This window comes from Paenibacillus sp. JJ-223 (genome assembly GCF_927798175.1).
GTDB lineage: Bacteria > Bacillota > Bacilli > Paenibacillales > Paenibacillaceae > Paenibacillus > Paenibacillus hubeiensis.
Genome location: NZ_CAKMMP010000005.1, coordinates 226,438 through 248,572, shown reverse-complemented (window position 1 = coordinate 248,572; position 22,135 = coordinate 226,438). Strand labels below are relative to the sequence as shown.

General features: G+C 51.1%; 21 protein-coding genes and 1 other annotated feature. Of the genes, 20 read left to right on the top strand and 1 reads right to left on the bottom strand.

All coding sequences use genetic code 11. The features are described from left to right. The first annotated feature begins 85 nt into the window (after positions 1-85). The 6 genes from tsaE (at position 86) to L6H98_RS11530 (ending at position 5,636) form a co-directional block, all read left to right on the top strand. Positions 86-571, top strand: coding sequence for a tRNA (adenosine(37)-N6)-threonylcarbamoyltransferase complex ATPase subunit type 1 TsaE (gene tsaE, locus L6H98_RS11555; RefSeq protein ID WP_236415194.1), 486 nt, complete (start codon positions 86-88; stop codon positions 569-571). A gap of 1 nt (position 572) precedes the next feature. Continuing rightward, entirely contained in the window at positions 573-1,424 is an 852-nt protein-coding gene (gene tsaB, locus L6H98_RS11550) for a tRNA (adenosine(37)-N6)-threonylcarbamoyltransferase complex dimerization subunit type 1 TsaB (protein WP_236415192.1), read from the top strand. Positions 1,425-1,438: 14 nt separating this feature from the next. Then, a complete protein-coding gene (rimI, locus tag L6H98_RS11545; RefSeq protein ID WP_236415191.1) occupies positions 1,439-1,954 on the top strand; it encodes a ribosomal protein S18-alanine N-acetyltransferase in 516 nt (171 codons plus the stop codon). Continuing rightward, positions 1,954-3,009, top strand: coding sequence for a tRNA (adenosine(37)-N6)-threonylcarbamoyltransferase complex transferase subunit TsaD (gene tsaD, locus L6H98_RS11540; protein WP_236415189.1), 1,056 nt, complete (start codon positions 1,954-1,956; stop codon positions 3,007-3,009). The genes rimI and tsaD overlap by 1 nt, the downstream gene beginning before the upstream one ends. 194 nt (positions 3,010-3,203) lie before the next feature. Then, entirely contained in the window at positions 3,204-3,446 is a 243-nt protein-coding gene (locus L6H98_RS11535) for a hypothetical protein (RefSeq protein ID WP_236415187.1), read from the top strand. A gap of 68 nt (positions 3,447-3,514) precedes the next feature. Beyond that, positions 3,515-3,858 (top strand) — a binding site (T-box leader). A gap of 221 nt (positions 3,859-4,079) precedes the next feature. Further along, entirely contained in the window at positions 4,080-5,636 is a 1,557-nt protein-coding gene (locus L6H98_RS11530) for a 2-isopropylmalate synthase (protein ID WP_236415185.1), read from the top strand. 707 nt (positions 5,637-6,343) lie between these two features. Here the strand turns inward: L6H98_RS11530 and L6H98_RS11525 are convergent. Beyond that, on the bottom strand, positions 6,344-8,308 hold the full coding sequence (locus tag L6H98_RS11525) for an ABC-F family ATP-binding cassette domain-containing protein (protein WP_236415183.1): 1,965 nt from the start codon (positions 8,306-8,308) through the stop codon (positions 6,344-6,346). 345 nt (positions 8,309-8,653) lie between these two features. On the opposite strand from L6H98_RS11525, the gene L6H98_RS11520 reads away from it, so the two are divergent. The 14 genes from L6H98_RS11520 (at position 8,654) to L6H98_RS11455 (ending at position 22,032) form a co-directional block, all read left to right on the top strand. Continuing rightward, positions 8,654-9,277, top strand: coding sequence for a 5-formyltetrahydrofolate cyclo-ligase (locus tag L6H98_RS11520; RefSeq protein WP_236415182.1), 624 nt, complete (start codon positions 8,654-8,656; stop codon positions 9,275-9,277). Positions 9,278-9,293: 16 nt separating this feature from the next. Further along, positions 9,294-9,794 (top strand): cyclic pyranopterin monophosphate synthase MoaC, encoded by a 501-nt coding sequence (gene moaC, locus L6H98_RS11515; protein ID WP_290371440.1) that lies wholly within the window; start codon positions 9,294-9,296, stop codon positions 9,792-9,794. A gap of 37 nt (positions 9,795-9,831) precedes the next feature. Beyond that, a complete protein-coding gene (locus L6H98_RS11510) occupies positions 9,832-10,317 on the top strand; it encodes a MogA/MoaB family molybdenum cofactor biosynthesis protein (RefSeq protein WP_236415180.1) in 486 nt (161 codons plus the stop codon). Between the two features lie 188 nt (positions 10,318-10,505). Beyond that, positions 10,506-10,754: a twin-arginine translocase TatA/TatE family subunit gene (locus L6H98_RS11505; RefSeq protein ID WP_236415178.1), complete on the top strand. Its 249-nt coding sequence runs from the start codon at positions 10,506-10,508 to the stop codon at positions 10,752-10,754. Between the two features lie 78 nt (positions 10,755-10,832). Next, a complete protein-coding gene (gene tatC, locus L6H98_RS11500; RefSeq protein ID WP_236415177.1) occupies positions 10,833-11,618 on the top strand; it encodes a twin-arginine translocase subunit TatC in 786 nt (261 codons plus the stop codon). 345 nt (positions 11,619-11,963) lie between these two features. Further along, complete coding sequence (gene groES / locus L6H98_RS11495; protein WP_236415176.1) at positions 11,964-12,245, top strand: co-chaperone GroES; 282 nt, start codon at positions 11,964-11,966, stop codon at positions 12,243-12,245. Between the two features lie 73 nt (positions 12,246-12,318). Then, on the top strand, positions 12,319-13,950 hold the full coding sequence (groL, locus tag L6H98_RS11490; RefSeq protein WP_236415175.1) for a chaperonin GroEL: 1,632 nt from the start codon (positions 12,319-12,321) through the stop codon (positions 13,948-13,950). Positions 13,951-14,489: 539 nt separating this feature from the next. Beyond that, the gene (locus L6H98_RS11485; protein WP_236415174.1) at positions 14,490-15,716 is read left to right on the top strand and encodes an MFS transporter; all 1,227 of its coding nucleotides are present in this window, start codon (positions 14,490-14,492) and stop codon (positions 15,714-15,716) included. 478 nt (positions 15,717-16,194) lie between these two features. Next, the gene (locus L6H98_RS11480; protein WP_236415173.1) at positions 16,195-16,683 is read left to right on the top strand and encodes a DinB family protein; all 489 of its coding nucleotides are present in this window, start codon (positions 16,195-16,197) and stop codon (positions 16,681-16,683) included. Positions 16,684-16,865: 182 nt separating this feature from the next. Beyond that, a complete protein-coding gene (locus tag L6H98_RS11475) occupies positions 16,866-17,153 on the top strand; it encodes a hypothetical protein (protein WP_236415172.1) in 288 nt (95 codons plus the stop codon). A 164-nt stretch (positions 17,154-17,317) separates the two neighbouring features. Beyond that, positions 17,318-18,013 (top strand): hypothetical protein, encoded by a 696-nt coding sequence (locus L6H98_RS11470; RefSeq protein ID WP_236415171.1) that lies wholly within the window; start codon positions 17,318-17,320, stop codon positions 18,011-18,013. A gap of 133 nt (positions 18,014-18,146) precedes the next feature. Then, a complete protein-coding gene (locus tag L6H98_RS11465; RefSeq protein ID WP_236415170.1) occupies positions 18,147-18,716 on the top strand; it encodes a GNAT family N-acetyltransferase in 570 nt (189 codons plus the stop codon). A 317-nt stretch (positions 18,717-19,033) separates the two neighbouring features. Further along, positions 19,034-19,885 (top strand): rhamnulose-1-phosphate aldolase, encoded by an 852-nt coding sequence (gene rhaD, locus L6H98_RS11460; protein ID WP_236415168.1) that lies wholly within the window; start codon positions 19,034-19,036, stop codon positions 19,883-19,885. Positions 19,886-20,214: 329 nt separating this feature from the next. Further along, positions 20,215-22,032: an APC family permease gene (locus L6H98_RS11455; RefSeq protein WP_236415166.1), complete on the top strand. Its 1,818-nt coding sequence runs from the start codon at positions 20,215-20,217 to the stop codon at positions 22,030-22,032. Positions 22,033-22,135: the final 103 nt, after the last annotated feature.

The window sequence follows — 22,135 nt, the reverse complement described above, 5'->3', positions numbered from 1 at the left end:
CGGTGTTGCGGGGGAAGAAGGGGACCGATATAATAGTCTTCAAAGTGAACTCGGGCGGCTTGGACCGCCAAAGGTGGGGCGTATATTGAATCTGAAGCATGAGCAGTGGGTGTTCGAATCCCATGGCATTGCCGATACCGAAGCGCTCGCGTCCGCAATTGCAGGACAGGCAACCGCCGGAATGGTGATTGCGCTGGACGGCGACCTGGGCGCGGGCAAAACGGCGTTTTCGCAAAAATTCGCATGGCATCTCGGCGTGCAGGACGTGGTGAACAGTCCCACGTTTACGTTGATCAAGGAATACGAGGGCCGATTGCCCCTGTATCATATGGACGTGTACCGGATATCGCTGGAGGAAGCGGACGAGCTTGGACTGGACGAGTATTTCTACGGAAATGGCGTAAGCCTGGTGGAGTGGGCGAGCATCATTCCCGAACTGCTGCCGGAAGCGCACTTGCATATCCAGATCGAGACGACAGGTCCGGAAGACCGCAAAATTACGCTCGATGGATACGGCGAAACCTACGCTGCCCTGTGCAGGCAGTTCAGAGAGAATGGAGTGTTCATTTAATATGGAACAATTGCAGCAAAAAGGGGGGCGGCGGTTTCTGGCTCTCGATACGTCCACCGCAATGATGGCGGCTTCCGTCATGGAAGAGGAAGCGCTGCTGGAGGAGCGAAACGAACGGGCAGACCGCAACCATTCGGTGCATGTGGTGCCGGTGATGGAAGAGCTGCTGCAGGCCAGCGGCACCCGAACGGGCGAGCTGGACGGCATTGCCGTAGGCATCGGTCCAGGCTCGTACACGGGCATCCGCATTGCGGTGACCGCGGCCAAGACGCTTGCCTGGGCTTGGGACATCCCCGTTGCCGGGGTGTCCAGCCTTCAGGCGATCGCTTGGGGCGGCTGGCACGCAGGCCTCGCCGCCAAGGCGGAAGCTGCGGCCGAGAATGCCGCAGCGGCAGGGCTTGGCGGAACGCCATCCGCGGACCAGGACGGCACAGGTGCCGCCCCTGTCCACTGGATCGTTCCGCTCGTGGATGCGCGGCGCGGCCAGGCCTACACCGCGCTGTTCGCCGGCGCCGGAAGCGCTGCGCCCCGGCGCCTGGAGCAGGATGCCATCCGCAAGATGGACGGATGGCTGGAAACGCTCGCCGCCCGCATCGCGGAGGCGGCGCCCGAGGAGCGGCCCGTCGCCGTCTGGTTCGTCGGCGAGACGGGGCCGCATGCAGAGGCAGCGGCGGGGCTTCGCTGCCCGGCCGGGACGGCGATCCAGCTCGTGCCTTATGAGCTGGAGGGCCGTTGGATCGGGCGCCTCGGCGCTGCCGCGCTGCTTGCAGGCCAGCATGACGACGTGCATGCGCTGGTGCCGAACTACACCCAGCTGGCAGAGGCGGAAGCCAACCTGCTGCGCAAAGGTTGAAGGAGGGCTTGCGAATGGACAGGCTGGAGGGGCAGCAACCGGATGAAGGGCTGCAGTTCAGGCTGATGACCATGGACGACATTCCGGGCGTAATGGTCATCGAGCACGAAGCGTTCACCTTGCCGTGGACGGAAGAAGCATTCCGCAATGAATTGACGCATAACCAATTTGCCAAATATATGATCATGGAATATGAAGGCGCTCCGATCGGATACGCCGGCATGTGGACGATTATGGATGAGGCCCATATTACCAACATTGCCGTCCGCAAGGCATACCGGGGACGCGGGCTGGGAGAACGGCTGCTGGACGAACTGATGAGAACGGCCGCATATCTCGGCATGGAGCGAATCACGCTGGAAGTCAGGGTTTCGAACCATGTTGCCCAGAACCTGTATGCCAAAAAAGGATTTGAATCCGCAGGTCTTCGCAAAGGATATTATTCCGACAACCAGGAGGATGCGATGATCATGTGGGCCAATCTGCCGCCCGTGGACCGCGATGAAGAGGAAGGAAGCGTAACGGATTAATGAGCGAACACAATGAAAGTCAACTCTCGGCCCCGGCCTACATTCTTGCGGTCGAGACAAGCTGCGACGAAACGTCCGTAGCGGTGGTCAAGGATGGATGTGAAGTGTTGTCCAACCTGATCTCGAGCCAGATCGAAACCCATAAGGCATTTGGCGGCGTGGTGCCTGAGGTCGCTTCCCGCAAACATGTGGAAGTCATTACGCTGATGATGCAGGAAGCGATTGAGAAATCAGGCATCCGTCCACAGGATTTGAGCGCGATTGCGGTTACGCAGGGTCCGGGTCTCGTAGGCGCTTTGCTGGTGGGCATCATTGCGGCGAAAACGCTGGCGATGGCTCTGGGCAAACCGCTGATCGGCACGCATCACATCGCCGGGCACATCTACGCCAACCGGCTGACGCAGGAGCTGCAATACCCGGCCATGGCTTTGGTGGTATCCGGCGGTCATACCGAACTGGTGCATCTGGAATCCGAAGGCAGCTTCAAACTGATCGGGCGCACGCGTGACGACGCGGTAGGGGAGGCCTATGACAAAGTGGCCCGTGCCCTGGGTTGTCCCTATCCCGGCGGACCGCATGTGGACCGGATGGCCCATGAGGCGCATGAAGCCGTGCCGCTGCCGCGGGTTTGGCTGGAAGCCGACTCGTACGACTTCAGCCTGAGCGGGCTGAAATCGGCCGTGCTTAATGCGCTCAACCAGGCCAAAATGCGAGGCGAGACGCTGGAGCCTGCCGCAGTGGCGCGAGGGTTCCAGGAGGCCGTCGTTGAGGTGCTGGTAGAAAAAGCGGTGCGGGCCGTGCATCAGTACGGTTCCCGTCAATTGCTGCTGTGCGGCGGCGTGGCTGCCAACCGTGGTTTGCGTACTGCGCTGCAGGAGCGCTGTGCCAAGGAGGGCCTTCAGCTCCTTATTCCGCCGATGGAATATTGCACGGATAATGCGGCGATGATCGGAGCTGCCGCTTATCTGAAATTCAAACGCGGAGAGGACATGAACTACGATGCCAAGGCCGATCCGGGCCTTTCGTTGGAGGCATGGTCGGTCCGCGCCGTTTAAGCTTTTTGGACTTTGCGGGTTGACACCTGCTTGCAAAGCATGTATATTAAAACCAAATTTAAACAGGGAAACGCAATGAACAGGATCAGTAGGGATATTCCGGGATCAAGAGAACTGCGGGTTGGTGCAACGCAGTCGATGGAAGCCTGAAGCTCGCCTGGAAGCGGAATGATGGAAGTCGGGAAGTGTGTGCAATGTGTGATGTTGCTCGCTTGTCCAGTACATCGTTACGGGTTGCCTCCGTGATGGGGCCGTTGTTGAAGGTTCATGCCGAATGCAATGATATTCTGGTACATGAACGCTTTAGCAGCACTGAGGTGGATTTTCGCAGTCTCGGCATAGTTATGGCGTGTGGACGCATACGCGGTAACGGGCTGATGGCACGGAAATCAACAAGAGTGGTACCGCGTATGGGTGAACAGCCTGTCGTCTCTTGAATGAGATGGCAGGCTTTTTTTGTTACTTATAACGATGCGAAACGCAATTCATGTGGAAACGAATAACGATAAAGGTAATGAACGGGAGCAGTAGGACGAGGGTGGTGTACAGAGAGCTGCGGGGTGGTGCAACGCAGTCGCCGAATCGTGCGAATCTCGCCCGGGAACAGAGCCGTGGAATCATGGAACAGGTTGCCTCCGAAACTGATCGGGCAGCAGGAACCATAGGGTACATGGCAACGGCTAACCCCCGTTACAGGGTGGTTTTCGGTCAGGCTAGCGCTTGGATTGGCAGCGGAGTTGCGCTGCTGCAAGTGCAGCATGGCCGGGACGCGAGGTGGATGCTTCGGGGATTTCCTGAACATCAAACAAGAGTGGTACCGCGGAGGGAGAATAACCCGCCGTCTCTTCTAGAAGAGATGGCGGGTTATTTGTATTTGCTGCCGGCAGCAGGGGTGGGCGCAATTTAAGGAGTTAGAAGGTTAAGCCATGGCAGGATGGAAGGAATAATCGAAACGCAAGTCGACGTGCGTTTCGGCATAAAGGTAGTAGAGTGAATCGGCAATAAACGAACAGGCGCCGGGTCGCCGGGAACGGCACCGGTCAATTAACTATCGATGGAGGATGTGGACGATGACAACACCACAGCATAAACGGATGATCGAAATTTTTGATACAACGCTGCGCGACGGGGAACAGGCGCCGGGAGCGAGTCTCCAGCCTGAACAGAAGATTGAGCTGGCACACCAGCTTGCTGCACTCGGCATTGATGTCATTGAGCCTGGATTTCCGATTTCGAGTCCGGGCGAGTTCGCGGCGGTGCAGGCGATCTCCCGCCAATTGCAGCAGGTTGAAATTTGTGGATTTGCCCGCGCGGTGAAGCAGGACATCGATGCAGCTGTCAAAGCGACTGCCGATGCGGCTAAACGTCGGATTCACCTGTTCATCTCCTCTTCCGATATCCATATCGAGCATCAGCTGCGCCGCCCGCGGAGCGAAGTGGTTGCAACGGCAAGGGAAATGGTCGCCTATGCCCGTCAATTCACGGACGTGGTAGAGTTCACGGCCATGGATGCCGCGCGCACCAAAATCGATGACCTGATCGAAATGGTCGAGGTTGCGATTGAAGCCGGGGCAAGTATTATTAACCTGCCAGATACTGTGGGATATGCGCTGCCACATGAGTACGGAGAGATGTTTCGCCGCGTGCGTGAAGGGGCCAGAGGCGGCGATCGGGTGCGATACAGTGCGCATTGTCACAACGATCTCGGACTGGCCGTAGCCAACAGCTTGGCAGCAATCGCCAACGGGGCCTCCCAGATCGAAGTGACGATTAACGGCGTGGGCGAGCGGACGGGCAATACGGCGCTTGAGGAACTGATTATGGCATTGGAAACGCGCGGTGACGCCATTGGGGCGACGACGAACATCAAACTGAACCAGCTTTATGAGACTTCGCGCCAGATCAGTCGTGCAATGCATTTTCCGATTGCTTACAACAAACCGGTCGTGGGACGGAACGCTTTTCAGCATGAGTCTGGCATTCATCAGGACGGCCTGCTGAAAAACCGCAATACGTATGAAATCATGGATCCGGAAGCGTTGGGCATTCCGCGCAGCATGATTATTCTTGGCAAGCACTCCGGGCGTCATGCCTTGAAGGATCGCGTCCGAAAATACGGTTTCGAACCGGATGAGCAGCAGATGGAACGTCTGTATGAAGTGTTTAAGGAAACGGCGGATCAACAAAAGGTCGTAAGCGATGATCAGCTGCTGCAAATGGTCAGCCAAACGATGAACATTCCGGCCCAGGATTACGAATTGCTGGAGCTTCAAGTAACGGCGGGCAGTATGACCGACCGGGTAGCAGCCGTGCGCATTCGCACCAGTGCCGGGGAACAGACGTATTCCGCCATCGGTGGCGGTCCCGTGGATGCGGCGATCAAGGCGATCAGTCAGAGTATTGCCGAGGATATCTCCTTTGTGGACATGGAAATCCAAGCTCTCAGCGGAGGCGCCGGTGCTACAGGAGAAGCTGTAATTACCGTGGAGCGCGCCGGACGCGAGTTCAAGGGAACGGCGACGCATCAGGATATCGTAATGGCGGCTGGCCTTGCGTATGTCGCGGCATGCAACGCAGCCGGTTTGAAGGCGGAATCCATGGAAAATGCACCAACCGTGCATGCATAGGTTCTAGGTTCTAGATTCACTGGGGAAGAAGCAATCCGAGGCAAAGCCGGCTTGATGGCTTTGCCTTTCTTTTTTTTCGGGTACGTTCCTTGTGCGGTAAATGCATGCGGAAAATAAAGCGTAATTTGGCATCGAAAAGAGTGAGGCGTTCCGCACAAATCATGCTTATCTCTGATATGTCGTTCTATTTAGCCTTTTTCAGCGGAAGGAAACGGATGTGAGCTGAAATGATAAATGTCAAGATGTGATTATAGTTATGCACATATTCAGTGAATTTTGTGGATAATCCTGTTGAAACCTTCCCTGTCTTGTTTTCGAAACTAAAAGGTTTTAGGGGATATTTAAGGAGTGAATTGTCCACATCGATGTGGACAACGTGGATAAGTCGGTGGATAAATATGGATTTCGTGCGATTAAGCTAAGTGTGCAGCCATTTTCCTGCAAAATGAGGTATGGTTTGTAGACGAAGGGTTTGTGGATAAATCATCGGTTATTCGCTTAAAAAAATATTCCAGGATTCGATGGTTTCGGACAACGGAATTCCCCAAATGTTTTGGCGGCTTTATATCGTAAATTCAAAAAGCTGACTCCGCAAAGGAATCAGCTTTTTTGGGTAATGCGTATCATGGAGATTCGCCGGATGCATTCCCGACCGGACCGGCAGGTTGGGCCGCCGATATCCTTAGGTTCTTCTGGGGACAATACGCCTATTCCATTGCCAGAGCTTCCCACTCTTCATAGGCCTCGGCGAGTTGTGTTTTGAGATCATCGGTTTTGGCCTGAAGCTCCTGCAGCTTCATATAATCCTGATACACTTCTGGTAAAGCCATCTCAGCTTCGAGTCCGGCGATTTCCGTTTCCAGCTCGGTGATCCGTTTTTCCAGTGCTTCTTGTTTGCGCTGGCGGTTTCGCTCCTCGCGTTTCGCCTGTTTGCCGGCTTCAAAGGAAGCGGCGCCCGAATCTTCGGAAACGGCTGCGCGAGATTCTGGACGGGAGGCCTTTTTGGCGGACGCTTGCGCCGACTGCGCCTCCGCAGCTTCGCGGGCAATGTCCTCCAGTTCCTGCTTTTTCTCGACGTAATCGTCGTAATTGCCCAGATAATGCTCCGTTCCGTTTGGATGCAGCTCCACGATCCGTTCCGCCATTTTGTTCAGGAAGTAACGGTCATGGGAAATGAACAGCAGTGTTCCTTCGTAATCGATAAGGGCAGATTCCAGTACCTCTTTACTAAACAAGTCCAAATGGTTCGTCGGTTCGTCGAGAATGAGCATGTTGGCTTCCTTGAGCATGAGCTTGGACAGGGAAACGCGAGCCTTTTCCCCGCCGCTGAGCGAAGAAATCCGCTTAAGCACGTCGTCGCCGCTGAACAAAAAGTTGCCCAGCACCGTCCGGATTCGGGATTCCTCCATGTGCGGGTACGCACTCCATACTTCCTCCAGTACCGTATTGGTTGGAGTAAGGCCGGTCTGTTCCTGATCGTAATAGCCGATCTGAACCTTGGTCCCCCAGTTGATCTTGCCGCTAACCGGGCGCAAGCTGCCGGTGAGGCACTTCAGCATCGTGGATTTCCCGATGCCGTTCGGCCCGATCAGGGCGACCGTTTCGCCGCGGCGAAGATCAAACGATACGTTGCGGAACAGCGGAGAGGCTTCGTCATACGCCGCCGAAAGTCCATCGACTTGCAGCACCTCCTTGCCGGACATGACCGCTGTCTCGAAAGAAAAGTGGGCTTTTTTCAACTCGCCCATCGGCTTGTCCAGCCTCTCCATCTTTTCGAGCGCCTTGCGGCGGCTTTGGGCACGTTTGGTCGTGGAAGCACGCACGATGTTTTTCTGGACGAAATCCTCCAATTTGGCGATCTCGTCTTGTTGTTTCTCGTATTGTTTCATTTGGCTTTCATATTCGGCGGCCTTCAGCTCCATGTAGCGGCTGTAGTTGCCGGTATATTTTTTGGAGCGGTGGCGCTCGATTTCAACGATATTCGTGACGAGACGGTCCAGGAAGTAGCGGTCATGGGAAACAACGAGCAGAGCGCCCGAATAACCGCGCAAATAATCTTCCAGCCAGGTGAGCGTTGGAATATCGAGATAGTTGGTCGGCTCATCCAACATAAGCAGATCCGGGGCCTGCAGCAAAATGCGGGCCAGCGCCAGTCTCGTTTTTTGCCCGCCGCTCAGCGTCGAGATCGGGGTGTCCGGCGAAAATTCGCCGAATCCCATGCCGTGCAGAATGCTGCGGATGCGCGTTTCCATCGCGTAACCGCCCTGGTCTTTGAACCAGTCGGATTTGCGGGCGTAGCGCTCGAGCAGGTCGGCGTATTTTTTTTCGTCCTCCATTTGGGCCGGGTCTGCAATATCCAGCTCCATCTGTCTCAGTTCTGCCTCCGCCTGCGTCAGGTGGGCGAATACGTTGATCATTTCTTCCCAGATGGTGCGTTCGGATTGCAGGCCGCTATTTTGGGCGAGATAACCGAGCGTCGTTTCCTTGGACCGGAAAATTTGCCCTTCGTCATAGGACATTTCTCCGGCGATGATTTTGAGCAAAGTCGATTTGCCCGCACCGTTCACTCCGACGAGTCCGATGCGTTCGCGTTCCAATATTTGCAGGTTTACGCCGTCCAGAATCGGATCGACACCATAACGTTTAACAATTCCGGATACTTGAAGCAGCATAGGTTATAGTTCCTCCATTACGTTCCAGTTCTTGATTAGAGACTGCGACGAAATAAAGTACCTCTAATTTCTTCGCAGCTTCTTAGGCAACTGCTTTCCAGTTTACATGAAAAACAGAACAAATGCACTGATTGACAACGGCCGGGCGTGTAGTCTTTTTGGTCAATCAATGATAAACTGAAACAAGGCATGTTAAACGATGATGGTTTTGCAGAATTTTTGCAGAAAATAAATGAGTAACTTCAAAATATTCAACAAGATGACAGCATGTCATGACGCATATACATGTTTTGCTTGGATTCAAGAGCCGCTTTCATGTGATCAAACAGGGGGTATTTCAGGGACATGCAGGATCAGACGCAGCAAAAGAACGAGCTTCGTTCAAGGCTCAGAAAGAGCCGAGACCTGTTGGACGATTCCATTCGGCGCCGGGCTATGGCCGGGATTGAAGAATGGACCCTGAGAGAACTCGAACGTCTTCGCCGGGAAAAGGACAAGCTGATCGTGTTCAGTTATTTGTCATATCGGAGCGAGGCATCTACGGCATTCCTGTTTGAAGAGGGATGGAAGCGCGGCGATCTCATGCTTGCGCCGAAGGTGCAGGCGAACCCGCAGCGGATGGAACTGCGCAAGGTAGAGGGAATGCAGGACATCGAGCCCGGAGTATGGGGCATTCCCGAACCGAACGAGGAATGCGGGATTTATCCGCCCGAACAGTGGCCGGATATTGATTTCATCGTCGTGCCCGGACTGGGGTATGATCGTCAGGGAGGGCGCATCGGTTATGGCGGCGGTTACTATGACCGTTTCGCTGCCATGCTCTCGGCCCAAAGCGCGGCGGCCGGCAAACGGCCGCTGCTGGCCGGATTCGTGCTTCCCGGTCAATTGCAGGACGAAATTCCGATGGAGCCGCTTGACTTGCGGCTCGATCTGCTGATCATGGCAGAAGGGGTCGTACATATCGAATAAAAAGGTTGTGATCGCATTGAATTCAGATTCGGCTCGTGGAGGCGCCGAAGGGCAGCTGACCCATTTTAATGAACAGGGGCGTGCCCGAATGGTCGACGTTTCGGCGAAAGAAATCACGGTGCGGACGGCAGTTGCCGTCTCCAAGGTGACGATGAACCCCGCCACATTGGAAGCGATTCGCGCTGGACGCATCGGCAAAGGAGACGTTCTTGCGGTGGCTCAGATTGCCGGCATTCAGGGTGCAAAGAAAACGTCGGACTGGATACCGATGTGCCATCCGCTGGCCCTTACCGGGGTTGACATTCGTTTCCGGGACAACGGCGTGGATGAACTGCATATCGAAGCCGTCGTCAAGACCGAAGGCAAAACCGGCGTCGAGATGGAGGCACTTACTGCCGCCTCGGCTGCGGCATTGACGATCTATGACATGTGCAAAGCGTTGCAAAAAGATATGATTATCGGCCCGACAATGCTGAAGTCCAAGACCGGAGGCAAAAACGGGGATTTCAGCCGATAAGGAAAAATTATTTTCATAGAGGAGAAGGGGGATCTATATGGTGTGGAGAACAGCAATCCTGACAGCCAGCGACAAGGGAGCCCGCGGAGAGCGCGAAGATACTAGCGCTCAGGTTATCCGGGAGCTTGTGGAGGAGGAACTGGGCGGGGAAATCGTGGAATACCGCATCGTTCCTGATGAACCTGATGAGATTATCGCGGCGCTGATTGAGATGACGGATTATTTCCATGCTGATCTGGTGTTGACCACCGGCGGCACGGAGCTTGCTATTCGCGACATTACCCCCGAAGCGACAAGGCGTGTGATCGAACGCGAGGTGCCTGGCATGGCTGAAGCGATGCGATATTCGGTCATGAAAAAAAATCGGTCAGCCATGCTGTTTCGGGGCGTGTGCGGCATTCGCGGACGCACGTTAATTGTGAACCTTCCAGGAACGCCGAAGGGCGTGCATGAACATCTGGCAGCAATCATGGACCAGCTTCCCGAGGCGTTGTTGATGGTCACGGGACAATTCCGGCAATAATCGTGCATGAACTCCAAACGTGGATGTTAAAAAATGCTTTTCCGAGAACTCTTTCCTGCATTTAATGGGTTATGTAAGTGGTTACATTGTGATATGATGGGGGTAATTGGCAGCAATGCCATAGAACGTTCGCAATCTGGTCAACTGCTAAATGTAACAATCCGAACCTGAATGGAGGAGGAATGACCATGTTAAGTTCCATTGGACCGACGGGATTTATTTTGCTTGCTGTCATTGCGCTGCTGTTGTTTGGACCGAACAAGCTGCCGGAATTGGGACGCGCGGTAGGACGAACATTCCGCGAGTTCAAAGAGGGTGCGCGCGACATCATCTCCGACGATGAATCGAACAAGCATAAGGAGCCAGAGAAAGCGAAGCCGGTTGCTTCCGATAGCGCCGCTCCCGAGAAAACTGGTCAGCAGCGCCTGCCGGAGTAGTACCTGAGGACTTGAACGAGAAATCCCTTCCGGCAGGAAGGGTTTTGTACTTTAAGCTGGCTGCAAAGGGGGACGGACATGACGAGGCAGAAGCAAGAAATGACCATGGGTGAGCATTTGGGCGAGCTGCGCAGGCGGCTGATTTACGTGCTTGGCATATTTACGCTTGGTCTGGTGGCCGGATTTTTCGTTGCCGACCCGGCGTATCGTTATTTAACGAAGGCGGAGTCGGCTCAGGGCTTCGTGCTGCATGCCTTTTCGTTCTGGGACGGAATCGGCATTTACATGAAAATCGCCGGGCTGTTTTCGCTTGTGATTACGCTTCCTTTTACGGTGTACCAGATCTGGAAATTTGTCAGTCCAGGGCTTCGACCCGTTGAACGCAAGGCCACACTGAAATACATCCCCTATGTGCTCATATTGTTTCTGGTGGGACTGGCCTTTGCGTATTACGTCGTATTCCCGATGGCGCTCGCATTTACTTCCTCGATCACGGAAAAAATGGGGTTAGTGGAAACCTACGGCATGAAACAGTATTTCAGCTTCCTGTTCGGCATCGTATTGCCGGTATCGTTGCTGTTCGAGCTGCCGCTGCTGATCATGTTCCTTACAGGACTGCGGATCCTGAATCCATATCGGCTGCGCAGGATGCGCAAAGTATCTTATTTCGTGCTCATTTTTATTGCGGTAGCCGTGACGCCGCCGGACTTCATTTCCGATCTGCTGGTCATGATTCCGCTTTTGTTGTTGTACGAATTCAGCGTGTTTCTGTCTTCCCTCGTTTACCGCAGGCAGCTTGCGGCCGACGAAGCGGCAGAGTCGCGTTACGTTCGCGCAGGGAATGCCGAGGGCGCAGGCCAATGAATGGCTTGTGCCTTTTGCGTGATTTGAACTCGGGGTGAAGTCTATTATAAAATGTGGTTACAGGACAAACTGGCATATTTTGTTTGGTGGATGGATACAATGGTGAAGTGCTTTTTACGCCATGTTCCTTTTGCGGACAAGTTGGTATACCAGCGCCCTACAGTATGCAGTGCGCAGATGCCAGTCTTTGTAAAAGTTCGATTGATTTCATGAAAAGGACTTGAAATCAGTCGGCAAGTTGAGTATCATAAAGTTGGTTGTTAGCACTAAACACTGTCGAGTGCTAATACATATGGCTACAACCTATGAAGAACCTTATATAATTTCAAAAGGAGGCTATTTTTCATGATCAGACCTTTAGGTGAACGCGTATTGGTAGAACCATTGGAGCAAGAGCAAACGACTTCTTTCGGGATCGTACTTCCGGACTCCGCGAAGGAAAAACCGCAAGAGGGTAAAGTAATCGCTGTTGGTTCCGGTGCGTTGAAAGACGGAGTGCGCGTAGCTCTGGAAGTAAAAGAAGGAGATCGCGTAATCTTCTCCAAATATGCCGGAACAGAGATCAAATACGAAGGTAAAGAATATTTGATTATGAAAGAGAGCGATATCCACGCGATTCTCGACTAATTCATAATGAATCGGATCACCGATCAATATAGCATGACAAGATCAAAACATATACTAGGGAGGTTTTCTTAACATGGCTAAAGACATTAAATTCAGTGAAGACGCTCGTCGCTCCATGCTTCGTGGTGTGGATGCATTGGCTAACGCAGTGAAAGTAACCCTCGGTCCTAAAGGCCGTAACGTGGTTCTGGAGAAAAAATTCGGAAGCCCGCTCATCACCAATGACGGCGTAACGATCGCAAAAGAAATCGAACTGGAAGACGCATTCGAAAACATGGGTGCTCAACTGGTTAAAGAAGTAGCAACCAAAACAAACGACGTTGCCGGTGACGGTACGACGACTGCAACTGTATTGGCTCAAGCGCTGATCACAGAAGGTCTGAAAAACGTAACTGCTGGCGCCAGCCCGATCGGTATCCGCAAAGGGATCGACAAAGCGGTTAAAGCGGCTGTTGCCGAACTGCAATCCATCTCCAAACCGGTTGAAGGCAAACAATCCATTGCTCAAGTTGCTGCGATCTCCGCTGCTGACGAAGAAGTTGGCGAACTGATCGCTGAAGCGATGGAAAAAGTGGGTAAAGACGGCGTTATTACTGTTGAAGAGTCCCGTGGATTCGCGACAGAGCTGGAAGTGGTTGAAGGTATGCAATTCGACCGCGGTTACATCTCCCCTTACATGATCACGGATACGGATAAAATGGAAGCTGTTTTGGATAACCCGTACATCCTGATCACGGACAAAAAAATCTCCAGCACACAGGACATCCTGCCATTGCTCGAGAAAATCGTTCAACAAGGCAAACCGCTCGTTCTGATCGCTGAAGACATCGAAGGCGAAGCGTTGGCGATGCTGGTTGTGAACAAACTGCGTGGAACATTCAACGCGGTTGCCGTTAAAGCTCCTGGCTTTGGTGACCGTCGTAAAGCCATGCTGCAAGATATCGCAGCTCTGACTGGTGGTCAAGTGATCACGGAAGAACTGGGTCTGGACCTGAAAACCGCTTCGGTGGATCAACTGGGTACAGCTCGTCAAATTCGCGTAACGAAAGAAAACACAATCGTTGTTGATGGCGCTGGTAACAAAGCGGACATCGATGCACGCGTGAGCCAAATCCGTACGCAACTGGAAGAAACCACTTCCGAGTTCGACAAAGAGAAACTGCAAGAGCGTCTGGCTAAACTGTCCGGCGGCGTAGCAGTAATCAAAGTTGGTGCGGCTACTGAAACAGAATTGAAAGAACGCAAACTGCGCATCGAAGATGCCCTGAACGCAACTCGCGCTGCGGTTGAAGAAGGAATCGTATCCGGTGGTGGTACTGCGCTCCTGAACGTATACAATGCGGTTGCGGCAGTAAGCCTGTCCGGCGACGAGCAAACCGGCGTAAACATCGTGCTGAAAGCACTGGAAGCGCCAATCCGTACAATCGCTGCTAACGCTGGCGAAGAAGGTTCCGTCATCGTTGAGCGTCTGAAAAAAGAGCAAGTTGGCGTAGGTTACAACGCGGCAACTGGCGAGTGGGTGAACATGATCGAAGCAGGTATCGTTGACCCTGCGAAGGTTACTCGTTCCGCACTGCAAAACGCTGCATCCGTAGCGGCTATGTTCTTGACGACAGAAGCGGTGATTGCTGACAAACCAGAACCAGCTGGCGCTGCCGGTGCTCCTGACATGGGCGGCATGGGCGGAATGGGCGGCATGATGTAACATGAGGACTGAACCCTTGCGTAGCAAGGATTTCTCCTCAGGATAACCCTGATTGCCCATATTGTGTTAAATAAAAGGCACCATAGAGTAGATATCTACTCTATGGTGCCTTTTATTTTTAGAGGGTTTTTATGGATAATATTTCCGGCTTTGATCTTAATGCATCAGTCGGAAGAGATGCTCCCTCTGCGACAAAAGGGACAAAATCTGTTTAGGTTGACATCTAAAGAACTCCATGGTAACATTCAACTCATTAAATAAGAGGAGGCACGTTATCTATGACACATTCCATGCGTATTCGATAAGCTGGCAATAAAAAAGCGGATTTTTCTTCCACACAATTGTGGGCTTTTTTTGAGCTGCTTATTTTTACGTATGGTGAGACATAGATTACGATCTGGATAGCTTATTTTGGCTATGCCTTGTATCGCCGTGTCCTAATTCGTGATGAATGCAGATCTAAGCCCGCATAGTGGTTTGGATCTGTATTTTTTATTGCCGAAAACAAATAACCAATAAAAGATACAGGGAGAATGAATATGAATACACAAAGATGGAAACGTAGTTTCTTTACGATATGGGCCGGCCAGGCCATTTCACTCATTACAAGCGCCGCCCTGCAAATGGCAATTATTTGGTATCTTACAGACACGACAGGATCTGCAATGGTGCTCGCTATTGCAACTATGGTAGGGTTTTTGCCTCAAGCTATCTTGGGTACCATGATCGGAGTATTGGTTGACCGTTGGAATCGAAAGCTGGTCATGATCGGAGCAGACCTTATGGTTGCTGCCGCAGGTGTGGCCTTGGCAGTGGTCGCACTTACAATCGAGCTACCAATATGGGTAGTAATGCTCGTCTTATTAATTCGTAGTATTGGTACCGCATTTCACACACCTGCTTTGAGTGCAGTGACGCCGTTGTTGGTTCCAGAGGATCAACTGACGAAGTGCGCGGGATACAGCCAATCGGTACAGTCGGCAAGCTATATTATCAGCCCTGCAATCGGAGCTTTTCTATATGCGACATGGGAGCTGAATGCCATTATTCTCATCGATGTGTTGGGTGCATTGATCGCTTGCACCACGGTGGCGGTCGTGACTATACCTAATCAAAAGCTGCAAGCAGAAAGTGCCACAAGCAACTTTTTTGAAGAAGTCAAAGATGGCTATCGTGTACTAAGAGAATCGAAGGGATTATTCGCATTGCTTTGGATCGGTGCGCTGTATGCATTTGTCTTTATGCCAATCAATGCCTTGTTCCCATTAATGAGCATGAGCTATTTCAAAGGCACGGCCACCCATGCTTCTATTGTGGAAATCGCCTTCGCAGTAGGCATGCTGGTAGGCGGCTTGTTGCTTGGGGCATGGGGCGGATTCAAAAACCGTGCGCTGAGCATCGTGTTTTCCATTTCATTAATGGGGAGTGCCTTATTCATTTCTGGCCTATTGCCGATCAATGGCTATCTCGTTTTTGTTCTATGCAGTGTCTTGATGGGCTTATCCAGTCCGTTCTATAACGGTGTACAGATGGCGCTCATACAGGAGAAGATTCAACCTGAGTATTTAGGGCGGGTATTTGGCCTGCTGGGTAGCCTAGTATCCTTTGCCATGCCGATCGGATTGATCGTGTCCGGTATTTTCGCGGATCGAGTTGGCATTAACATGTGGTTTCTGTTATCGGGGGTTGTCATCATCGGAATTGCCATACTATGTGCATCTCTTCCCTCCATCCGAGAATTAGACAAAAAAGCTGAAAGGGACTAATACGATGAGATACATGCATAGCTACTTCTTCATATAGTCCTCCCTTCCTAAATCACAGGCGATCCTGCGAACAAGAAAACTGTGAATTCAGAAGGGGGTAACAATAATGAATGCATTGATTAACGCAAAAGAATCATAACAGCTAGTATGGTGCTAATTGGTGTGTTCTATGGATCACATCTCCCCTCTTTTTTGATCCAAATTTCATGTGGATTTCAGAATCATTTAAGGTTCGGGCTTTAATATATATCTTGTAAACCCCTTCTCGTGTGAAAAATAGATGTGTGATTGGCCCTGTCGGATCATCCGGCAGGGCACTTTTTTTGTTTATGGGTTTACGCGCTTCGAGTGCAGTATGGTATCATTTTATATAAACCGCAAAAACTTCCACATGTTAACGGAGAGGCAGAAATAAAACGGTTTTCATTCACTATACTTTTGATTAAAACAAGTTAAACCTGAAAAGGAGAGGTTGTTCATGAGTGGAACGTTTCAAGTAAGGGATCATTTGTTGCGAGAATTGGAGTTAGGCATCAGAACAGGCGCGTCGCTGATTCGTTTGATTCGTCCCGAGGATTGGGCGTACCGTCCACAGGATAATATGCGCTCCTTGGTCGAGTTGGTTCACCATTTTGTGCAAATCACCGCATCCGATCTGGCAATCATGCAGGAAAAGTCCGAATCCGAGGTAGGAGAGGTCGAGAATCGGCTGTCCGGTATGCAGGACGTTGAAAAGGTTGAAGCGGCGTTGTGGGGGAATTTCGAGGCGTACAAGGATTACATCGTTTCGCTAAGCGAAGAGGATTACCTCAATCGTTCCACGAAAGCATTCTACATGGAGCATGGGCACCTTCAAGCCCAATGGCAGATTGAGACGTTGACTCATGTGTTTCATCACCGTTCCCAGTTGTACAACTATTTGAAACAGCTTGGACACGAATTGAACTTCTTCATGCTGTATGCCTAAGCACGCCGATTTACAATCTATCCATAGCTGCAAGCCACCGGATAAGCCGGTGGTTTTTTTATTAATTTTATTATAAATCTAGCAGGTCTATGAAAAATGGACGTAACGACACGTGCATTTACCGCTGCAATTATAGATTCGGCGCATAGAATGCATTATCAAAACAAGAGGAGGTGAGTTCGATGGCCATCCTTTTACCACAACAAACTTACGCCCTTGCCGCAAACGTCGGCAGATCGTATTACGAGAGCCTGGCGGGAGGTATCAACGCCAGCGTGACCGTGAACAACGTTGGACCTGCATCAATAAATCTGGTCATTACGCGTGTTGATGGTCCGAGTGTGACGTTTGCAATCCCTGCGGGAAACGGTCTTACGATTACCGTTAATGGGTTGCTCGTGGCTGGTTTGTTGACGACTGCGCTCGGCGCCGCTACCGGCACGATTCAAGTGGCAATTGCCGAATTCTGATTTGAATGGTGTATAGGTAGACAAGCAAGTCCCTGCACGGACAAGTTCCGGCAGGGGCTTATTTTTTGGTTGAAGCTCAAGGATAATGAAAGCTCTTCCATCTATTGGCTTTCAGTCTGTAGATTAATGGAGATACCTTGAATATGACGAAAAGGAAGGTTAGAATGTTGAAAAATCTATTTCTGTTCATGTTGGGAGTCATCCTGTTTGTTTCGCTGGCAGCATCTCCCGAAAAAGCGCTGGCAGCTTCCAAAATGAGTATGCTGGACTACGGCAGGGGGGTTGTATACTACGGAGAAACGAGCAACGGCAAGCCGCATGGTTATGGAACGATGAGCTGGGGTTACAGTAAAAGCTACAAGGGAGATTGGGTAGAGGGAAAACGTTCGGGCGAGGGTGTGTATAAATCGGTAACCAAGGATAATGAACAAATCACAACGGTCAAATATGAGGGCAATTGGAAGAACGATAAAAAAGAGGGACAAGGAACGTTATTAACTACAGATATCACGGTTCAAGGCGAAATGATGGGAGAGAGTCTCCAAACCGGAATCTTTGCCAAAGACAAGTGGATTAGCGGTTATGAGGTGGAGCATTTTTTGATGGCAGATCCCCCTTATAATTTTACATATAAAGATTCGAATAAGACCATTCGAGTGATGGGAGACACCGGAGGCATTCTTACAGGATTAAAGGAAGGCTATTTCTTCGCTTTTACTTATCAGAAAGGCAAGATCTATAAGGATGTGGGCGTTGGCGATGAGTTTGACCAAAAACAATTTGCCGCTTTCATTAAAACCATCGAAAAAGAAATCAAACCCGTCATTGATCGATTTGAAAAATTGGCAAGATCATTGTAAAACGTGAAGGGCCGTCCTGATGGCATGCGCCAATCGAATTGTTGATGAACCACTGTTTATTCTGCCTGGAATCGACGTAATTTTTGGTATAGACAGCCGTTCACGGCTGCCGAAATAGTAGGAGGGATTCTTTATGGAACGTACTGTTTTTCTTGAAACGGAACGCTTGGCGTTCTCGACCTGGACCAGAGAGGATTATGCGCTCGCCGCATCGTTATGGGAAGATCCGGAAGTGGGCAAATGGATCAGCAGCAAAGGTTATTTAAGCGAGGATGAGGTGGAGGCACGCCTCGAACAGGAAGTAAAACGCGAACAGGAGCTGGGGATACAATATTGGCCCATCTTCGAGAAAGAATCAGGCCAGTTTGTAGGGTGCTGCGGCCTTCGTCCGTATAAAGATCGAGAGCGGGTATTCGAGCTTGGTTTTCATCTAACCCGGGATCAATGGGGAAAAGGCTACGCCACGGAAGCGGCCAGGGCGGTGATTGACTATGCCTTCACGCAAAAGGGGGCAGAAGCGTTATTTGCCGGTCATCATCCGGCTAACGACGGTTCCGGGAAGGTGCTTCGCAAACTTGGCTTCACTTACCAGGGCGAGGAATTTTATGAGCCGACGGGCAAGATGCACCCTTCATACATCTTGTTGAACAGCGATAAGCAATCTGAACGGGTTGGAGATCGTGGCCGGGTGGGTTATAGTTAACATTGTTTTTATGCTTTTTTTATGTCGTTTTCAGCTTCTATTAAGGTAGCGGGGGTAAGATAGATTTTGTAAACCCCTTCTCGTGTTAGATAGATGTGTGACTGACCTCGTCGGATGCCGACGAGGTATTTTTTTATTCGTTTTTCAAAAAAACGTCAAAAAACAAAAATAAACAAAGATAAATAAAACAAAATAAATAATGAGACGATTGACTTATAAAGATAAACAAAGGTATAATGAATGTGAAAAAAGGAACGTATTACTCCGTGAAGTGCCGTGAATTTTCATTCGATGAACAAATAAAGGAGAGAACGATCATGAACATGATCTTTAAGCATGACCCCGCGCAAGTTGCCGGCTGGGACATTCCATTTGTCCGCGAAATGGCGGAAATTACGCAGCATATGTGGAAAAACGGCTGGGATGAACGCAATGGGGGCAATGTCAGCTATTTACTTGATGAGGAAGAAGTAGCCAGGTATGTCGATATCCATCAGGTGCTTCGCACGATCAAACCGGCTTTTTCGGTCGAAGAATTGGCAGGAAAATATTTTATCGTTACCGCTTCGGGCAAATATTTCAAAAACGTGCTTGCCGATCCCGAAAGCAATCTTGGACTGCTGCGCGTATCGCAGGATGGACAGCAGCTGGAAGTGCTGTGGGGCTTCAAGTCAGGAGCAAACCCGACGAGCGAATTGCCGACGCACTTTATGAGCCATATCGAGAGATTGAAGGCAGACCCGAATCATCGGGTCGTCATGCACAACCATGCAACCAACGTGCTTGCAATGACTTTTATCCATGAGCTTGACGAGAGCCGATTCACCAGAACGCTGTGGCAGATGTGTACCGAATGTGTGGTGGTATTCCCGGATGGCGTCGGCATCATCCCTTGGATGGTACCTGGTTCGAACGAGATCGGCCAGGCGACTGCGGAAAAAATGAAACAATTTCACGCCGTCATTTGGCCGCAGCATGGCATCTTTGGTACAGGCACAACGATTGACGAAGCGTTTGGTTTGATTGAAACGATCGAGAAGGCGGCACAGGTATACATGCTTGTCGCAGGCCATGAGATCAAACAACGCATCACGGATGAACAGCTTGCCAACCTTGCGAAGGCTTTTGGGGTTACGCCTCGGCCGGGCATTTTGAATGTGGCCCTGTAATCCTCGAGGAACTCGTCTGAACGAAAATTCAGGCGTTCTTCAGCACTCGAACAGCATAGATTTTTCCAGAATGGCAAACAATACGCTAGGATGGTCTTCGGTGAACGCAAAAGCCGAAGGCCATTTTTCATTTTCAGGCAAGCAAACGTCGTTTTGGTCCAAAAAACTCTGATTTGTGCATAAAGAACGGCTTTGTTATTCATTATTGAATCGTAGAATGCATTATCGCGCGCTGGCGAATCCCGGGTGAAATGACATATTGTCATCGGCACGGCGATTTTGCATAATAACAATGCTCCACACATGAAAGACGGAAGGAAGTCATGATTATGTTTGGCAAAATGAAAAGAGTCCTGATCGGCAAACCGATGAAATCCACTGAATTGGATGCGGAAAAGCTCGGGAAATGGAAGGCGCTCGCCATCCTTTCCTCCGATGCGCTGTCTTCCGTAGCCTACGGCACGGAACAGATTTTGCTGGTGTTGATTGCGGCCGGATTCGCCGCCTTATGGTATTCGGTGCCTATTTCCCTGGCTGTTCTCGGACTGCTCGTCATATTGATTTTTTCATATCGCCAAACCATATTTGCATATCCAACGGGCGGCGGCGCCTATATTGTGGCCAAGGATAATCTGGGCACAACGCCGAGCCTGATTGCAGGGGGATCGCTGCTTGTCGATTACATCCTGACGGTGGCCGTCAGCTCGTCCGCAGGCACGGACGCCATTACGTCGGCATTTCCTGCGCTGCATGATTACAGCGTGATCATCGCGCTGGTCATGATTTTGTTTTTGACGATCATGAATTTGCGCGGGGTTACGGAATCGGCCTCGGTACTGGCTCTCCCGATCTATCTGTTTATTTTCTCCATCGCGATATTGATCATCTCGGGGGGCATCAAATATTTTACGGGCGGGGTTCATGCGGCCGCTCCCGAGTTTGGAAACACGTTATCCCATGTGAGCCTGTTTCTGCTGCTGAAGGCGTTCAGCTCGGGCTGCTCAGCCTTGACCGGCGTGGAGGCAGTCAGCAATGCCATCCCGAACTTCAAACAGCCTGCCGAGAAGAACGCCGCCGGCACGCTTATGCTTATGGGATGTATACTGGGGGCCATGTTCATTGGCATCACCTTGCTAGCTTTTGCTTACGGAGTGAAGCCTGACCCCAAAGCAACGGTTATTTCCCAAATCGCCGAATCTACATTTGGACGGGGAACGATGTATTTTATCATTCAGGGTGTGACTGCGCTCATCTTGTTCCTGGCGGCGAATACGGCATATTCCGCTTTTCCGCTGCTGTCCTTCATGATGGCCAAGGATAAATATATGCCGCATGCGTTCATGGTCCGGGGCGACCGGTTGGGCTTTTCGAACGGCATCATTTTTCTCAGCGTCATGTCCGCCTTGCTCGTCGTTGGGTTCAAAGGCAACACGGAAAGCCTGATTCCGCTGTATGCGGTCGGCGTATTCATTCCGTTTACGCTGTCGCAGCTTGGCATGATGATCCGCTGGATCAAAGTCAAACCAAAGGGCTGGGGCGTCAAACTACTGGTCAATACGATCGGCATGCTGACCACGCTTTCCATCACGCTGATTTTTATTTTCACCAAATTCACGCAAACCTGGTTCATCTTCATTTTCCTGCCCCTGGTGGTGTACGTGTTCATGCGCATTCATCGCCACTATTGCAACATTGCGGACGAATTGCGAATCAACATTGCGGAGGAGAAACCGATCCCGAAAGGTAACACCATCGTGATTCCGGTAGCCGGCATTACGCGCGTGGTCATGAACACGATTAGTTACGCAAAGACGATGTCGGATAACGTGGTGGCGCTGTACATTGGCTTTGACGATGAAGCGATTCGCAAAATGGAGCGGAAGTGGGAAGAATGGAACCCCGGCGTACGGTTGGTCGTGGTCAAATCCAGATATCGCAGCATCATGGGCCCGCTTAAAAAATTCATTGATACGGTGGAATGGAAAACGGCAGAAACGGACCACATCACCATTCTGATCCCGCAATTCATTACAAAGCATTGGTGGCAAAACGTGCTTCACAACCAGACCAGTTTCATGATTCGCGCATACCTGATTAATTACAAGGATGTGATCGTAACGACAGTGCCATATCATCTTCATCGATAAACATGAGTGATGTCGTAGTTTGTAAAAACGGTTCATTCGGATTCGACCTTGCTGATTTATCTTCCATTTACAATGCAAAACCGCTCCGGCTCTGCTTATTCAG

What these genes read in the sequence shown, in the direction of transcription:
- rimI (WP_236415191.1), top strand. Translation starts at nt 1,439, where the DNA reads ATGGACAGGCTGGAGGGGCAGCAACCGGATGAAGGGCTGCAGTTCAGG.
- tsaD (WP_236415189.1), top strand. Translation starts at nt 1,954, where the DNA reads ATGAGCGAACACAATGAAAGTCAACTCTCGGCCCCGGCCTACATTCTT.
- L6H98_RS11475 (WP_236415172.1), top strand. Translation starts at nt 16,866, where the DNA reads ATGGCCATCCTTTTACCACAACAAACTTACGCCCTTGCCGCAAACGTC.
- L6H98_RS11525 (WP_236415183.1), bottom strand. Translation starts at nt 8,308, where the DNA reads ATGCTGCTTCAAGTATCCGGAATTGTTAAACGTTATGGTGTCGATCCG.
- L6H98_RS11520 (WP_236415182.1), top strand. Translation starts at nt 8,654, where the DNA reads ATGCAGGATCAGACGCAGCAAAAGAACGAGCTTCGTTCAAGGCTCAGA.
- L6H98_RS11485 (WP_236415174.1), top strand. Translation starts at nt 14,490, where the DNA reads ATGAATACACAAAGATGGAAACGTAGTTTCTTTACGATATGGGCCGGC.
- L6H98_RS11480 (WP_236415173.1), top strand. Translation starts at nt 16,195, where the DNA reads ATGAGTGGAACGTTTCAAGTAAGGGATCATTTGTTGCGAGAATTGGAG.
- L6H98_RS11510 (WP_236415180.1), top strand. Translation starts at nt 9,832, where the DNA reads ATGGTGTGGAGAACAGCAATCCTGACAGCCAGCGACAAGGGAGCCCGC.
- L6H98_RS11465 (WP_236415170.1), top strand. Translation starts at nt 18,147, where the DNA reads ATGGAACGTACTGTTTTTCTTGAAACGGAACGCTTGGCGTTCTCGACC.
- groL (WP_236415175.1), top strand. Translation starts at nt 12,319, where the DNA reads ATGGCTAAAGACATTAAATTCAGTGAAGACGCTCGTCGCTCCATGCTT.
- L6H98_RS11530 (WP_236415185.1), top strand. Translation starts at nt 4,080, where the DNA reads ATGACAACACCACAGCATAAACGGATGATCGAAATTTTTGATACAACG.
- tatC (WP_236415177.1), top strand. Translation starts at nt 10,833, where the DNA reads ATGACGAGGCAGAAGCAAGAAATGACCATGGGTGAGCATTTGGGCGAG.
- tsaB (WP_236415192.1), top strand. Translation starts at nt 573, where the DNA reads ATGGAACAATTGCAGCAAAAAGGGGGGCGGCGGTTTCTGGCTCTCGAT.
- L6H98_RS11505 (WP_236415178.1), top strand. Translation starts at nt 10,506, where the DNA reads ATGTTAAGTTCCATTGGACCGACGGGATTTATTTTGCTTGCTGTCATT.
- groES (WP_236415176.1), top strand. Translation starts at nt 11,964, where the DNA reads ATGATCAGACCTTTAGGTGAACGCGTATTGGTAGAACCATTGGAGCAA.
- L6H98_RS11535 (WP_236415187.1), top strand. Translation starts at nt 3,204, where the DNA reads ATGTGTGATGTTGCTCGCTTGTCCAGTACATCGTTACGGGTTGCCTCC.
- L6H98_RS11470 (WP_236415171.1), top strand. Translation starts at nt 17,318, where the DNA reads ATGTTGAAAAATCTATTTCTGTTCATGTTGGGAGTCATCCTGTTTGTT.
- rhaD (WP_236415168.1), top strand. Translation starts at nt 19,034, where the DNA reads ATGAACATGATCTTTAAGCATGACCCCGCGCAAGTTGCCGGCTGGGAC.
- L6H98_RS11455 (WP_236415166.1), top strand. Translation starts at nt 20,215, where the DNA reads ATGTTTGGCAAAATGAAAAGAGTCCTGATCGGCAAACCGATGAAATCC.